16 protein-coding genes are annotated in these 16,193 nt (G+C 40.4%); 5 read left to right on the plus strand and 11 right to left on the minus strand.

Annotated elements, in window-relative coordinates; genetic code table 11:
• Position 1: 1 nt before the first annotated feature.
• From rpsS to rpsL, 10 genes are all read right to left on the minus strand, one after another.
• Complete coding sequence (gene rpsS, locus V3564_RS03955) at positions 2-280, minus strand: 30S ribosomal protein S19 (protein ID WP_455480312.1); 279 nt, start codon at positions 278-280, stop codon at positions 2-4.
• 15 nt (positions 281-295) lie between these two features.
• Positions 296-1,129, minus strand: coding sequence for a 50S ribosomal protein L2 (rplB, locus tag V3564_RS03960; RefSeq protein WP_455480313.1), 834 nt, complete (start codon positions 1,127-1,129; stop codon positions 296-298).
• 21 nt (positions 1,130-1,150) lie between these two features.
• Positions 1,151-1,444: a 50S ribosomal protein L23 gene (locus V3564_RS03965; RefSeq protein WP_455480314.1), complete on the minus strand. Its 294-nt coding sequence runs from the start codon at positions 1,442-1,444 to the stop codon at positions 1,151-1,153.
• Positions 1,441-2,061 carry a 50S ribosomal protein L4 gene (gene rplD / locus V3564_RS03970; RefSeq protein ID WP_455480315.1) on the minus strand — a complete coding sequence of 207 codons (621 nt, stop codon included), beginning with the start codon at positions 2,059-2,061 and terminating at the stop codon, positions 1,441-1,443. The genes V3564_RS03965 and rplD overlap by 4 nt, the downstream gene beginning before the upstream one ends.
• Positions 2,061-2,801 (minus strand): 50S ribosomal protein L3, encoded by a 741-nt coding sequence (rplC, locus tag V3564_RS03975; protein WP_455480316.1) that lies wholly within the window; start codon positions 2,799-2,801, stop codon positions 2,061-2,063. Before rplC ends, rplD begins: the two co-directional genes overlap by 1 nt.
• 27 nt (positions 2,802-2,828) lie before the next feature.
• Entirely contained in the window at positions 2,829-3,137 is a 309-nt protein-coding gene (rpsJ, locus tag V3564_RS03980; RefSeq protein WP_455480317.1) for a 30S ribosomal protein S10, read from the minus strand.
• 64 nt (positions 3,138-3,201) lie between these two features.
• Entirely contained in the window at positions 3,202-4,377 is a 1,176-nt protein-coding gene (gene tuf, locus V3564_RS03985) for an elongation factor Tu (protein WP_336294861.1), read from the minus strand.
• A gap of 66 nt (positions 4,378-4,443) precedes the next feature.
• Positions 4,444-6,528, minus strand: a complete 2,085-nt coding sequence (fusA, locus tag V3564_RS03990; RefSeq protein ID WP_455480318.1) for an elongation factor G — start codon at positions 6,526-6,528, stop codon at positions 4,444-4,446.
• 26 nt (positions 6,529-6,554) lie between these two features.
• The gene (gene rpsG / locus V3564_RS03995; protein WP_455480319.1) at positions 6,555-7,025 is read right to left on the minus strand and encodes a 30S ribosomal protein S7; all 471 of its coding nucleotides are present in this window, start codon (positions 7,023-7,025) and stop codon (positions 6,555-6,557) included.
• Between the two features lie 18 nt (positions 7,026-7,043).
• On the minus strand, positions 7,044-7,415 hold the full coding sequence (gene rpsL / locus V3564_RS04000; RefSeq protein WP_336294841.1) for a 30S ribosomal protein S12: 372 nt from the start codon (positions 7,413-7,415) through the stop codon (positions 7,044-7,046).
• Between the two features lie 499 nt (positions 7,416-7,914).
• Between rpsL and xth the strand changes: the two genes are divergently transcribed.
• The 5 genes from xth to V3564_RS04025 all read left to right on the plus strand — a co-directional run bounded on the left by xth (position 7,915) and on the right by V3564_RS04025 (position 12,106).
• The gene (gene xth, locus V3564_RS04005; protein ID WP_455480320.1) at positions 7,915-8,697 is read left to right on the plus strand and encodes an exodeoxyribonuclease III; all 783 of its coding nucleotides are present in this window, start codon (positions 7,915-7,917) and stop codon (positions 8,695-8,697) included.
• A gap of 133 nt (positions 8,698-8,830) precedes the next feature.
• A complete protein-coding gene (locus V3564_RS04010; RefSeq protein ID WP_455480321.1) occupies positions 8,831-9,736 on the plus strand; it encodes a transporter substrate-binding domain-containing protein in 906 nt (301 codons plus the stop codon).
• A 140-nt stretch (positions 9,737-9,876) separates the two neighbouring features.
• Positions 9,877-10,629: an amino acid ABC transporter permease gene (locus V3564_RS04015; protein WP_455480322.1), complete on the plus strand. Its 753-nt coding sequence runs from the start codon at positions 9,877-9,879 to the stop codon at positions 10,627-10,629.
• Positions 10,630-10,631: 2 nt separating this feature from the next.
• A complete protein-coding gene (locus tag V3564_RS04020) occupies positions 10,632-11,348 on the plus strand; it encodes an amino acid ABC transporter permease (RefSeq protein ID WP_455480323.1) in 717 nt (238 codons plus the stop codon).
• An 11-nt stretch (positions 11,349-11,359) separates the two neighbouring features.
• Positions 11,360-12,106, plus strand: coding sequence for an amino acid ABC transporter ATP-binding protein (locus V3564_RS04025; protein ID WP_455480324.1), 747 nt, complete (start codon positions 11,360-11,362; stop codon positions 12,104-12,106).
• Between the two features lie 1,346 nt (positions 12,107-13,452).
• Here the strand turns inward: V3564_RS04025 and V3564_RS04030 are convergent.
• Positions 13,453-16,176 carry a valine--tRNA ligase gene (locus V3564_RS04030; RefSeq protein WP_455481454.1) on the minus strand — a complete coding sequence of 908 codons (2,724 nt, stop codon included), beginning with the start codon at positions 16,174-16,176 and terminating at the stop codon, positions 13,453-13,455.
• Positions 16,177-16,193 lie beyond the last annotated feature (17 nt).

The raw sequence follows: 16,193 nt of genomic DNA on the forward strand, positions 1-16,193 counted from the left end.
CCTACTTCCTCTTCGCTTTCTTATCTGCACCATGCCCATAATAAGTCCGAGTGGGAGCAAACTCACCAAACTTATGTCCAACCATCTCTTCAGAAACAGAAACAGGAATATGCGTATTGCCGTTGTAAACACCAAAAGTTAAACCAACAAACTGTGGTAAAATAGTAGAGCGACGACTCCATATTTTTATAACTTCATTACGCCCACTTGCACGTACCTTTTCTGCTTTTCCAAGAAGATAGCCGTCAACAAACGGACCCTTCCAAACCGAACGAACCACTTCAGACTACCTTTCTCATTTCTTATGCTGATGACGCGTACGCATGATAAACTTATCAGTAGCTTTATTAGAGCGCGTACGCTTACCTTTTGTAGGCTTACCCCAAGGAGACACTGGATGACGCCCCCCTGACGTACGACCTTCACCACCACCGTGCGGATGATCAACTGGATTCATAGCAACACCACGAACATGCGGACGCTTACCACGCCAACGTGAACGACCTGCCTTACCATCATTAATATTCCCATGATCAGGATTTGAAACAGCACCAACAGTCGCAAAACAGCTACTAGACACCAAACGCTGTTCTCCAGAATTAAGACGAAGAATAGCCATTCCCTGATCTCGCCCAACCAACTGTGCATAAGTGCCAGCTGAACGCGCAATCTGACCACCTTTTCCCGGCTTCATTTCAACATTATGAATAATTGTGCCTACCGGCATATTACCAACCGGCATAGCGTTACCTGGTTTAACATCAACATTTGAACCAGCTATAACAGAATCACCAATAGCAAGACGCTGTGGTGCAAGAATATAACCTAACTCCCCATCCTCATAGCGAATTAGCGCAATAAAAGCAGTGCGATTTGGATCATACTCCAAACGCTCAACTTTTGCAGAAACGTCACGTCTAAGACGCTTAAAATCAACAAACCGATAACTACGTTTATGACCACCACCCTGAAAACGAGCAGTAATTCGACCACGGTTATTACGCCCACCTTTTGATGATAAACCTTCAGTCAACCTTTTTTCAGACTTACCCTTATAAAGACAAGAACGATCTACAATAACAAGCTGACGCTGCCCGGACGTAGTTGGATTAAAATGCTTAAGTGCCATTATTCTTATCTCCGAGCCTCTTTAAAGACCTGTCGAAACGTCGATAGACTGACCATTAGCCAGCGTTATGATCGCTTTCTTGACATCACTCTGCCGACCAACAATGCCTTTGAAACGCTTCACTTTACCCTTACGGATTACCGTGTTAACTGCTTTAACTTTAACCCCAAAAAGCGTTTCAACAGCAGCTTTAATCTCAGGCTTCGTCGCTTTCGACGCAACATTAAAAGCAACTTGATTATATTCAGAAATCATAGTCGACTTTTCAGTAACAATTGGACTAACAATTATATCATAATGGCAAAGGTTTGTCATTTAAAACGCTCCTCAAGAGCTTCAACAGCTGCTTTTGATAAAACAAGTTTGCTGTGACGCAAAATATCATAAACATTAATCCCTTGAATTGGCAAAACATCAATATTAGGTATATTAGATGCTGCACGAGAAAAGCTCATAGCAATTTCCTTACCACCAATTAAGAGGGCATTATCTAACCCAAGCTTAGAAAAACTGGAAACAAGCACTTTTGTTTTAGCATCCTTAACATTAAGATCATCAACAACAATTAAATCATTTGCCTTTAATTTTGCTGACAAAGCAAGACGCACCCCAAGTGCACGAATTTTTTTCGGAAGATCATGCGCATGACTACGAACCACCGGACCATGCGCTTTACCACCACCTCGAAACTGTGGTGCGCGAGCAGATGAATGCCGAGCACGCCCAGTTCCTTTTTGTTTAAACATCTTTGCTCCTGTTCGAGACACATCAGATCGTCCCTGAGATTGATGTGCTCCCTGTTGACGACGTGCAAGCTGCCAACGAACAACGCGTTGCAAAATATCTTCACGGGGAACAAGACAAAAAATACCCTCAGAAACCTTTAACTTACCAGCTTCATTACCATCAAGGGTTTTAATTACAAGATCCATTACTCGACCCTCTCAGCTTCAAAGGATTCCATCACCGGAGCAACCATTTCCGTTTTCTCCTTTCCAAGACGGCGAATACCTGCAGGCTTTGGCGCATTATCAGGAAGACGTTTTTTAACGGCATCTCGCACCAAAATCCAAGCACCTTTGGGACCAGAAACAGCGCCACGAACTAAAATCAAACCACGTTCAATATCTGTGAAAACAACCTCAATATTCTGTGTTGTTACACGAACCTGCCCCATATGCCCAGCCATTTTTTTACCTTTAAACACCTTGCCTGGATCTTGATTCTGTCCTGTTGAACCATGAGCACGATGCGTGATTGAGTTACCATGTGAAGCACGATGTCCACCAAAATTATGCCGCTTCATAACACCAGCAAAACCTTTACCGATACTCGTACTCGTCACATCAACTCTCTGCCCTGGAACAAAGTGCTCCGCTGTAATCTCAGTACCAATATCAAGAAGATTATCGGAACTAACGCGGAATTCCGCTATTTTAGCTTTCGGCTCAACAGAAGCCTTAGCAAAATGCCCACGAAGAGCTTGCGAAGTATTTTTAATCTTAGCAAAGCCTACACCTAATTGAACAGCAGTATAACCATTCTTTTCAACTGTACGTTGAGCAATAACTTGACAATTTTCCAAACGAAGCACTGTTACTGGTACATGCTCACCAGCATCATTATAAACACGGGTCATGCCCAGCTTCTGTGCGATAACACCTGAACGCATCGGGTCTGTTCCTTCTGTCCTCAAACCTTAGAGTTTAATCTCAACATCCACACCAGCAGAAAGATCCAGCTTCATAAGCGCATCTACTGTTTGCGGTGTTGGATCAACAATATCAAGAAGACGCTTATGTGTGCGCATCTCAAACTGCTCACGGCTCTTCTTATCGATGTGTGGGCCACGATTGACCGTAAATTTCTCAATTCGCGTTGGAAGCGGAATAGGACCACGGACATCGGCACCAGTACGCTTAGCAGTCGACACAATTTCACGCGTCGACGAATCAAGGATCCGATGATCAAATGCCTTCAAGCGAATGCGGATATTTTGACTGTTCATGCTCTTTATTTCCCTGTCATGCAAAAAGCCTTTAACAATAAAGACACTCCTCAACAAGCATTATTTACTCAATGATCTTAGAGACGATACCTGCACCAACAGTACGACCACCTTCACGAATAGCAAAACGAAGTTTCTCTTCCATCGCAATCGGAACAATCAAAGAAACATCCATAGCAACATTATCACCAGGCATAACCATCTCGGTACCTTCTGGAAGAGTAACAATACCCGTCACATCCGTAGTACGGAAATAAAATTGAGGACGGTAATTCGTGAAAAATGGAGTATGACGACCACCTTCATCTTTCGTCAAAATATAAGCCTCTGCTTTAAATCGGGTATGAGGAGTAACTGAACCAGGCTTTGCCAATACTTGACCACGTTCAATCCCTTCACGATCAACCCCACGAAGCAGTGCACCAATATTATCGCCTGCTTGACCTTGATCCAAGAGCTTGCGAAACATTTCAACCCCTGTAACTGTCGTCTTAGAAGTCGGACGGATACCGATAATCTCAATCTCTTCACCAACTTTAATGACACCACGTTCAACACGACCTGTAACAACAGTTCCACGTCCTGAAATAGAAAAAACATCCTCAATCGGCATCAAAAACGGCTGGTCAACAGGACGCTCAGGTGTTGGTATATAATTATCAACCTCACTCATCAAAAGACGAACCGCATCTTCACCAATGCTTTTATCTTTGTCCTCAAGCGCCGCCAACGCAGAACCCTTAATTATTGGTATATCATCTCCAGGAAAATCATATTTTGATAAAAGCTCCCGCACTTCAAGCTCAACAAGCTCCAAAAGCTCAGCATCATCAACCTGATCAACCTTATTGAGAAAAACAACAATCGCTGGAACACCCACCTGACGCGCCAGCAAAATATGCTCACGTGTCTGAGGCATCGGACCATCAGCAGCAGAAACAACCAAAATCGCTCCATCCATCTGCGCCGCACCCGTAATCATGTTCTTGACATAATCCGCGTGACCAGGGCAATCAACATGCGCATAGTGCCGATTTTCTGTTTCATACTCAACATGCGCTGTAGAAATAGTAATTCCACGTGCACGCTCTTCCGGTGCCGCATCAATTTGGTCATACGCTTTAAATTCACCAAAATATTTCGTAATCGCCGCTGTTAACGAAGTCTTCCCATGATCAACGTGACCAATCGTACCAATATTAACATGCGGCTTCGTACGTTCAAATTTGCTCTTTGCCATTTGAGCTCTCCATTATTTCTGTCCAAACTAAGGACTAAGTTAAAAAATTAATTACGCGACCCCAAATTACGCATATTTCTTCTGAATCTCTAAAGCAACAGCCGAAGGAACAGGCTCATAATGATCAAACTGCATTGTATACTGCGCACGTCCCTGACTCATCGAACGAAGAGTATTCACATAACCGAACATATTTGCCAAAGGAACCATTGCATTCACAACGGTCGCAATACCACGTGCCTCAGTTCCTGAAATCTGACCTCGACGAGAATTCAAATCACCAATGACATCACCCACATAATCTTCTGGCGTCACAACCTCTACCTTCATAATTGGCTCAAGAAGCTGTGCACCAGCTTTTTTTGCACCATCTCGAAAAGCCGCACGAGCAGCAATTTCAAAAGCTAAAACGGAAGAGTCAACATCATGGTATCCCCCATCAATTAGAGTAGCTTTAACACCAAGCATAGGGAAACCTGCAAGAGGCCCTGATCCCATAACGCTTTCAATCCCCTTCTGAACACCAGGGATATACTCTTTAGGAACAGCACCACCAACAATCTTCGACTCAAAAATAAAATCATCACCATCATGAGGTTCAAAAACAATTTTTACGCGAGCAAACTGTCCAGCACCACCAGATTGTTTTTTATGGGTATAATCAATTTCCGCAATTTTTGTAATCGACTCACGGTAAGCAACCTGAGGCTGCCCAACATTAGCCTCAACTTTAAATTCACGCCGCATTCGATCAACAATAATATCAAGATGAAGCTCACCCATCCCTGCTATAATTGTCTGCCCTGATTCCTCATCTGATTTAACGCGAAACGAAGGATCCTCAGCCGCCAAACGATTGAGTGCAATACCCATTTTTTCCTGATCCGCTTTTGTTTTTGGCTCAATTGCAATTTCAATAACAGGTTCAGGGAACTCCATACGCTCTAAAATAACAGGCTTCAAAGGATCACAAAGAGTATCACCTGTTGTCGTCTCCTTAAGACCCGCAAGAGCAACAATATCACCCGCAAATGCCTCTTCAATATCTTCACGAGAATTTGAATGCATTTGAAGCATACGCCCCAAACGCTCTCTTTTTCTCTTTACAGTATTCTCAAGAGAAATACCTTTCTGAACTTTACCAGAGTAAATACGACAAAAAGTCAAAGACCCAACAAAAGGATCATTCATAATCTTAAAAGCAAGCATAGAAAGAGGAGCTTCATCCGAAGATTCGCGTATCGTTTCAGCCTCTGTCTTCACATCAATACCACCAATTGCAGGAACATCAACTGGAGAAGGAAGATAGGAAACAACAGCATCCAAAAGTGGTTGAACACCCTTATTTTTAAAAGCCGTACCACAAAGAACTGGATGAAATTGAACTTCTATCGTCCCCTTACGAATGAGAGAAACAAGCTGTTCATTAGTTGGCATAACACCTTCCAGATAAGCTTCTGTCGCAGTCTCATCAACCTCAACCGCCATCTCAATTAATTTTTCGCGATATTCTTCTGCTTTCTTTCTCAAATCGGATGGAATTTCGCTTACCACTGCTGAAGCACCGATAGATCCATCCCACTTCAACGCCTTCATCTCAATGAGGTCAACAACACCTTCAAAATCATTCTCAGCACCAATCGGCAACTGTAAAACAAGTGCTTTACCACCCAAGCGCGAACCAACCATTTCCACACTACGATAAAAATCAGCACCTATTTTATCCATTTTATTCACAAAAACCATACGTGGCACACGATATTTCTCAGCCTGCCGCCAAACAGTCTCTGTCTGAGGCTCCACACCAGCATTTGCATCCAATAATGCAATCGCACCATCAAGAACGCGCAAAGAACGCTCAACCTCAATCGTAAAATCAACATGCCCCGGTGTATCAATAATATTAAAGCGCCGCTTTCGACCATCCCGACCCTCCCAAAAAGTCGTTGTCGCAGCAGATGTAATCGTAATACCGCGCTCCTGCTCCTGTTCCATCCAATCCATCGTAGAAGCACCATCGTGGGTCTCACCGATCTTATGATTTTTGCCGGTATAAAACAAAATACGCTCAGTCATGGTGGTTTTACCAGCATCAATATGCGCCATAATCCCAAAGTTACGATAATCTTCAATTTTATATTCGCGAGCCATTGTACTTGCCTTAGTCTTAAACACACCTACCAGCGATAGTGCGAAAACGCACGATTAGCCTCAGCCATACGATGAACATCCTCGCGTTTCTTTACTGCAGAACCACGATTATTAGCGGCATCCATCAATTCACCAGAAAGACGATCAATCATCGTACCTTCATTACGCCCACGCGCTGCTGCAATCAACCAACGAATAGCAAGAGCTTGACGACGGTCAGGACGAACATCAATCGGAACTTGATAAGTAGCACCACCAACACGGCGAGAGCGAACCTCAATATGAGGAGCAACATTCTCTAACGCCTGATGAAACAGAACCACAGGATCTAACTTCACCTTACTCTCTACAACATCAAGCGCACCATAAACAATACGCTCAGCAACTGACTTTTTACCATCAAACATAATGGCATTCATAAATTTTGTAATAACCAAATCACCAAACTTTGGATCCGGATTAATTTCACGCTTTTCTGCTCTATGGCGACGGGACATCGGCTCTGTCTCTCAATATTATTTCGGACGCTTCGCGCCATACTTTGAACGACGCTGTTTACGATTCTTGACACCCTGCGTATCAAGCAACCCACGAATAATGTGATAACGAACTCCTGGCAAATCCTTCACACGACCTCCCCGAATCATTACAACAGAGTGCTCTTGAAGATTATGCCCCTCTCCAGGAATATAACCAATCACCTCAAATCCATTTGTCAAACGGACTTTAGCAACTTTACGAAGAGCAGAATTCGGTTTCTTCGGTGTCGTTGTATAGACACGAGTACAAACCCCGCGTTTCTGCGGATTCGACTGAAGAGCAGGAACCTTGTTGCGCCTAACTGACGCCACACGCGGCTTGCGAATCAACTGGTTTACGGTAGGCATGCAACCTTCCTTTTTTCGATCTACGTTCGTCTCACCCACTTGGGCTTTTCTATTTCATCTATTCCGATAGGATCGGAGTAAAGCTAAGCTCACACACAAAATCGGGCACGTCTGCTATAAACAGCTTACCCGATCATACGCAGAGAAGGCAATAGCCTCTTGCACTGGCATTTGCTTTTATTTTTTCAATAAACCTATTCAAATGACTATTTCAGACAAAGGCCATAAAACATTAATCACTTTTACATCGGTCGTAGTAACCTCTAATAGCGAGAACACATACATTCGTCAAGAACTAAACATCAGAAAGTTTTTAAAAATGAAAATAAATTGAGTCTTAATACTTTAATTTCGCTTTTACAGATGTCCTTGATAAATCAGATTCCCATAGTATATCCCTTACAAAACAAAAAAAGGTCGCAATACATTGAGGACATTTATAAAACACTTTGATGTAGCAATTTAATAAATTACGCAGATGATATTTAAGGTATGTACCATGAAAATAGCAACGTGGAATATTGCTGGAATAAAAGCACGGCATGAAACATTATATCAATGGCTACAGCAAAATCAGCCCGATATAGTCTGTCTACAAGAAACTAAAAGTACCGATGAAAATTTTCCACGCGATGCAATTGAAAGCTTAGATTATCATATAGAAACACACGGACAAAAAAGTTTTAATGGCGTCGCGATTCTCTCTAAAAAAACACCTGATGAAGTTATCCGCCGACTACCAGGCAATGATAACGATGAACAAACACGTTACATTGAAGCCGTTTATTCAACAAATAAAGGCGTTATCCGTGTTGCATCTCTCTATCTACCGAATGGAAATCCTGTCAAAAGCGAAAAATATCCTTATAAAATAGAATGGATGGAGAGATTGTATGCGCATGCAAAATCATTGCTTACGTATGAAGAGCCGCTTATTCTAGCTGGTGATTATAATATCATCCCAACTCCATTAGATGCAAAGAATCCTCAAGAGTGGAGTCATGACGCCTTATTTCTTCCACAAACGAGACAAGTATTTCAACGTATTATTCATTTAGGTTTTTATGACGCTATTCGTAATGTCACAGATGCCCCCTCATTCAGCTTCTGGGATTTTCAAGCTAGTGCATGGCTCAAAAATAACGGGATTCGCATTGATCACTTGCTATTATCACCAGAAGCTATCGATAAACTTGTCTGCGCTTACAGCCAAACAGAAGTAAGAGGATACCAAAAACCCTCGGATCATACTCCCGTTTGGGCTCACTTTAATTTCAGTTAACAGAGTATAATACCTGATTTTATTGAGATAACAAAAAATATCCCATCTAGAATAAAAATGTGCTACACCGTGCGTAACAATGCATATTAAAAAATAAAAAAGAACAGAAAATCATAAATGAATGGAGGACATAATGAAAAAATTACTGTTAATGTTTATTGCAGCAATTGCCGTTGGATCGACAAGTGTCGTACATGCTGAAAGTGATACACTTGAAAAAATAAAAAGAACAGGAAAAATCACGCTAGGTGTTCGTGAATCATCTGGACTAGCCTATGCCCTTGGTAATGGTAAGTATGTGGGTTTCCATACAGAAATGGCAGAGCATATCATTGACGATATTTCAAAAAAAATTGGTAAGCCAATCGAAATTCATTATCTCCCCATCACGTCACAAAATAGAATTCCTCTCTTAAAAAATAGCACTTATGATTTTGAATGTGGCTCAACAACAAATGATATTGCCCGGAGTAAAGAAGCAGCATTTGCTTACACCACTTATGTCGAAGAAGTTCGAATTGCTGTAAAGAAAAACTCTGGCATCAAATCTCTTGCCGATTTAAATGGAAAAACAGTCTCCACCACCACCGGTACAACGTCTGTTCGGCTTATCCGCAAAAATAAACGTGCAAAGAACATTCGCTTTAATGTTGTAAAGGGAAAAGACCACGGAGATAGCTTCTTATTATTAGAATCTGGCCGTGCAGACGCATTTGTTATGGATGCTTCAATTCTTGCTGGACATATTGCTAGATCGAAAAATCCATCTGATTATGTCATCCTTGATACAGTGCTTTCAGTCGAACCTATCGCTTGTATGCTCCGGTTAAATGACAAGAACTTCAAACAAGCAATCAATGACAGCATCGTGCGCCAAATCAAGGACGAATCACTGGAAAATCTTTATAATAAATGGTTTATGAAACCAACTCCCCCTACAAATACTGTTATAAACCTTCCTTTATCTAAAGCAACACAATATGCTTGGGAACATCCAAACAATAAGCCTCGCGAAGACTACACAGAAAATAACTTATAGAATTAAAAAAGAAGAACCACACTCTTGGAAAATTGAGTGTGGTTATGTTTTAGTTCATTTTTTAATAAATTCAGCATATACAAATACGGCTAGTTTATTATTCTGTTTTGCAGATGACTAAATTTAGGAAATATCAATTAATGGACTTTTCTTTCCTTTGTACAGATGATCTTAACCAAACACTCGTGGCTGGGTGCCTTGGAACCCCTGGCGTGAGCCATACCTATTTAGATACACTACTTGATGGCTTTAAAAATACAGTTATACTATCTGCCTTTTCACTGATATTAGCTGTATTATTTGGTATCATTATAGGAACAATGCGTACTCTACCGAACACCTCCATAATCCATCGCTTATTGCGTGCTATTGGAGGTATCTGGGTGGAGATTATGCGCAACATTCCTTTGCTTGTACAAGTGTTTTTATGGTATTTTGTTGTGCCTAAAGTTTATCCACCAGCGATAAACTTTTCACCTATTCTATTAATAACATGTGCCTTGGGATTTTTTACATCTGCCCGCATCGCAGAACAGGTTCGCTCAGGGATTGAGGCGATTCCTTCTGGGCAACGCTACGCAGCTATGGCAATGGGGTTTACTACCTGTCAAATTTATCGCTATATCATATTACCGCGTGCTGTACGCACAATCATGCCACCACTCACTTCAGAAGCGATGGGCATCGTGAAAAATTCATCTATAGCATTCGCAGTTTCAATAAATGAACTGATGCAATTTCAATACCAAACTATCGAAGAAGTAAGTCATGTTTATGAAAACTACCTAATCGTCACAGTTCTTTATATTTTGATTGCTTTGTTCGTATTCATCATTATGACAATAATTGAGAAAATGCTCAAAATTCCTAATTTTCAAACAGAGGGAAACTGAATATGATAAATTTCATAAAATCCCAGTTTGGATTTTCTTCTCCTTTTAACTTTTCAGACTTTGATTTTTCATTTTTTACTTTTGATATATTTTGTTCCTACATTCTGGCAGGTCTACTCTTTAGCGTTTTTCTAACCATTTTCGCGACAATATTGGGACTTATTTTCGGCACGCTCTTAGCAATGATGCGGCTTTCTTCTATGAAACTGCTCTCTTCACTTGCAGTAATTTATATAACTGCCATGCGCTCAATACCGCTTGTCATGGTTATCTTATGGTTTTTTGTACTTTTACCTTTCTTAACAGGTACATCAATCGGTGCAAATAAATCAGCACTCATTACCTTTACTGCATTTGAAACCGCTTATTTTGCTGAAATTATACGTGCCGGCATAAATGCCGTTTCGCAAGGACAGAAACATGCGGGGCAAGCACTCGGAATGACATATCGGCAAAATATGTACATTGTAATTCTTCCTCAAGCTTTTAGAGACATGCTGCCAGTTTTTTTAACCCAAATCATTATCCTATTTCAGGACACAACTCTTGTTTATGCAATCAGCGGGAATAGCCTTTTAAACGGTTTCGATATTGTTGCTAACAATTTTGGTGTGAAGCAAGAGGCTTATATCTTGGCAGCTATTTTCTATTTTGTTATCTGTTTTACACTGTCGCAGCTAGTTTTATATATACAGAAAAAAATATCCATTATTCGCTAATAGGAAAAAAAATGTCTACTCATATGATCGAAATAAAAAATGTTTCCAACTGGTATGGCGAAGTTAACGTTCTTAGAAACTGTACAACTAATATCAATAAAGGGGAAGTTGTTGTAGTTTGTGGGCCGTCAGGTTCAGGTAAATCAACACTCATTAAAACCATTAACGCTCTTGTCTCCTTTCAAAAGGGCGAAATTTGGATTAATGGAATACCCGTTCATTCCAAAAAAACGAATTTACCTAAATTGCGTAGTCAGGTAGGGATGGTATTTCAGCACTTCGAGCTTTTTCCACATTTATCTGTCACAGAAAATTTGACAATTGCACAAACAAAAGTCCTAAAGCGCAGCAAAAAAGAAGCACTCGAACGCGGTCTGATGTATCTTGAACGTGTTGGACTCATCGAACATAAAAATAAATACCCTGGTCAACTTTCTGGAGGTCAACAACAACGTGTTGCTATTGCACGTGCCTTAACCATGGATCCGCTCGTTATGCTTTTTGATGAACCAACATCTGCTCTAGATCCTGAAATGGTAGGTGAAGTACTAGATGTCATGATCAGCTTAGCGGAGGAAGGTATGACGATGATTTGTGTAACGCATGAAATGGGATTTGCGCAAAAAGTTTCTGAACGTGTTATTTTCATGGATCAAGGAAAAATTCTCGAAGACTGCTCATCTAAAGATTTCTTTTCTAATCCACAAGCTAGAACACCACGTGCGCAGGAGTTTTTATCTAAAATTCTTAGCCATTAACCATTATATTATGACAAAAAGCCATCTCTGTTATAAACTAAAACACAAGAGACCAAGATCTAATGTAAAAGAGGCTTGGAATGTTACAACAAAGTAACATGTTCAAAAACTGTTATTTTTTAAATATCACCAACAAGAAATATTAATATGCGTCTTTCAAAATCCATCACAAATAGTAAAAGTGTACTCTTTCATAGGGAAAATCTAATCTCAATCTTTGATATTAGCTTTCATAGGCTACATAATATCGCTGTACCACGAACTGTTTTTCCTACCTGAAGCAGCATATTTCCAAGCATCGCACGGGTTACAGTTTCCTTTTCTTACTGAAAACTGAAATCATTGTGCAGCCTGCACAGAATTTTTCTCTCTTCCTTCACTTTTAAAAATATTTTTCCTAGGTAATACTGAGCTTTAAGGCTTCCATAATTTACCGCAGCCTGCAATATAAAGATTAAAAGCATAAGTAGGATCAGATTTTATAAGCGATTAAAGGATATCTTTTCTATATAATCCGCAAATTTAGCCAATGCATCAGAAACGTAGCTTTCATCCTCTAAACCAAGATCAGCACCTTTTTTCAACGACATATGCAAAAATTATATGCCTTATAATCATTTTTAGAGACACCCTCACCATTTGCTCCAAAGCGTATCCCATATTGGCTGCACAACGTAATGCTGAAATAGCCCGGTTTATCTGCCCACTTTTATAAGCAAGCATACCACATTTGCAAAAATTAAAAAAAATTATCAATAGCTCTATTAGCGCTATTTACATCTATTGCATAAAAAGTAGAAAGAATTATTCTAAAAGGACAATAGTCGCAGCTTTTTCCCTATGTTTTAGCCCGTCTACCGTCTAAAACTTCCCCACTTATCCTCATTTAATCGTCACACCTTCTATAAATTTCTTTGTGCAACTTCGGAATCTTCTTAGTAAGATAAAAAAGACATTTTAAATATCGAGATTTTAACAAAAAGGTCAATAAATGGCAGTCGTCTAAATGTCAGAAAAAAAGAAGCTTTCACTTTTATGTGCAAAAAATTCATTTTTAATTATAACTCATCATTCTGTATTTTGTATCAAATCCCTTAGTGCACAATACTTCATTATTTTAACACTCTTACTCCGAAACAGTAAAAACCACTCAATAAAGAAACGTATACACTAAATTTTAGGATGGATAAAACGTAATTAGTAAACTGTTTAAATGTAAAAACGGTAGAAATCAGTCGACTTTTCATTATAACATCGTTAAAATGCTAAAAGATAAGATTAAAGAAAACCTATGCACCAGCACTGCAATAGCATAGAGTTATCCACGGAAAAAATAGAAAGTCTAATTATACTAACCGCTCTAAGGCAACAGATATTTTCTTTTGCGCAGCACGCAACTCTACAATTCTGTTGCGTTCGAGCTCAACAATCTCCGATTTTGCATTTTCTATAAATTTAGGATTGTTTAATTTAACCGATATTTTTTCGATATCCTGTTCAATTTTACTGGCATCTTTCATCAAACGAGCACGTTCAGCTTCCAAATCAATCAATTGCCCCAATGGTAAACAAAAAGTCGCCTCTCCCAAAATTATTTGCGCCGATACATCCGGAACTTTATCAGAAAAATGAATTGTTTCAATACGCGCTAACTTTTTAAGAAGAGTATCATAACGGTGTACACGCTCTCGCGTTACTTCTCCTCCCTCTACAATAACAAGAGGCGCTAGTGTACCCGCCGGAATATTCATTTCAAAACGCACAGACCGAATCCCACTGACGACATCAATAAGCCAATTAATATCAGAAGCAGCCTCTTCATCTGTAAACATTCCCTCCGGCCATTGTATCAATGCCAACATATCCTCACGCTTCATGCTTGACGTTTCTGTAAGAGACCACAACTCTTCCGTCATATGAGGCATAAAAGGATGCAGAAGCTTATAAACCTCATCCAAAACCCAAGCAGTACACGCCTGAACTTCACTTTTAGCATCCTCATTTGAACCTTGAAATATAGGCTTGAGAAGTTCTAGATACCAATCACATAATGTATTCCAAATGAAACGGTAAAGTGCGCTAGCAGACTCGTTAAACTTATAACTTTCAATACCAGCAGTCACTGCCGAAATAGTTTTAGATAACTCTGTTAAAATCCAACGATTAAGCGCAAGTTTTGCTTTTTCTGGCTTAAAAGTCGGATCATGCTTAACACCGTTCATCTTTGCAAATCGGGTGGCGTTCCATAATTTCGTAGCAAAATTGCGATAACCTGCAATACGGGAAGGATCAAGTTTTACATCACGGCCTTGTGCCGCCATAATAGCCAAAGTAAAACGGAGCGCATCTGCACTATATTGATCAATAAGCTCCAATGGATTAATAATATTTCCCTTCGACTTTGACATCTTTGTCCCCTTCTGATCCCGTACGAGAGCGTGCACATAAACCGTTGGGAAAGGAACATCACCCATAAAGTGCAGCCCCATCATCATCATACGCGCAACCCAGAAAAAAATAATGTCAAATCCCGTAACCGATAAAGATGTTGGATAAAAGGTTGTTAATTCAGGCGTCTTATTTGGCCAGCCTAGCGTTGAAAAAGGCCAAAGAGCTGATGAAAACCAAGTGTCTAAAACATCTTGATCACGGGTTAACACAACCACTTCACCATAATGAGAAAGAGCTGAATCTAAAGCTTCTTCTTCACTTTTTTCAACAAAAACCGTACCATCAGGACCGTACCAAGCCGGTATCTGGTGACCCCACCATAATTGGCGTGAAATGCACCAAGGTTGAATATTTTGCATCCAATTAAAATATGTCTTCTTCCAACTATCAGGAACAAATTGTGTTTTTCCTTGACGAACAGCCTCTATCGCTGGCTTAGCCAATTCTGCAGCATGGACATACCATTGATCTGTCAAAAATGGTTCAATAGGCACCCCACTACGATCCCCATGAGGAACAGTATGTGGATGATCATCGACAGTTACCAAATATCCTCTCTCTTCCATCAAAGAAACAATCCGATTACGTGCAAGAAAACGATCAGATTGATCTAAGTATTCCACTAATGCTTTTAATTCCTCCGATAAAATCAAACCATCAAAAAATGCTTCATTCTCACGTAGAAAAATCTTAGCCTTTTTTGTAAAAATATTGATCAAACGTAGATCATTGCGCTTTCCTACTTCAAAATCATTAAAATCATGCGCCGGTGTGATTTTTACAGCACCACTGCCCTCGCTTGGATCTGCATAAGCATCACCAACAATTAATAATCTACGACCCACAATCGGCAAAATAGCATTTTTACCTATAAGATTTTTATAACGATCGTCATCAGGATTAACCGCGATGCCCGTATCACCAAGCATTGTTTCTGGCCGTGTTGTCGCCACTGTTATAAAAGTTGTGGCATCATGCGGGTCAAAAACTTTACCTTCAAGAGGATATCTAAAGTGCCACAAATGGCCTTTTACCTCTTTTTGCTCAACTTCAAGATCCGAAATAGCCGTTAACAATTTAGGATCCCAATTAACCAGGCGCTTATCTCTATATATCAATCCCTGCTTATAAAGCGTGACAAAAACTTCACGAACAGCTTGGGATAAACCTTCATCCATTGTAAACCGCTCACGCGACCAATCACACGAAACACCAAGACGGCGCAGCTGGTTTGCAATAACTCCTCCGGTCTCGTGACGCCAATTCCAAACATGCTCAACAAATTTTTCTCTACCCATTTCTTGACGTGTTAGCTCTTTGCGCTCTGCAAGTTGACGCTCAACAACCATTTGCGTGGCAATCCCTGCATGATCCATACCAGGCTGCCATAACACATTCTTGCCACGCATCCGCTGAAATCTGACCATAATATCTTGAATTGTCGTATTGAGTGCGTGCCCCATATGAAGTGAGCCCGTAACATTGGGAGGTGGAAGCATAACGCAAAAAGGTTCTGCATCACCTTTTGAACCCACGCCCGCTTCAAAAGCACCACGAGCCTCCCACCTCTTTGCAACTCGTTGCTCTATGGAAGCAGCATCGTAGTTTTTTTCTAACATTCTGTCCATTCATAACG

The sequence above is a fragment of the Bartonella sp. B12(2025) genome (assembly GCF_053795135.1).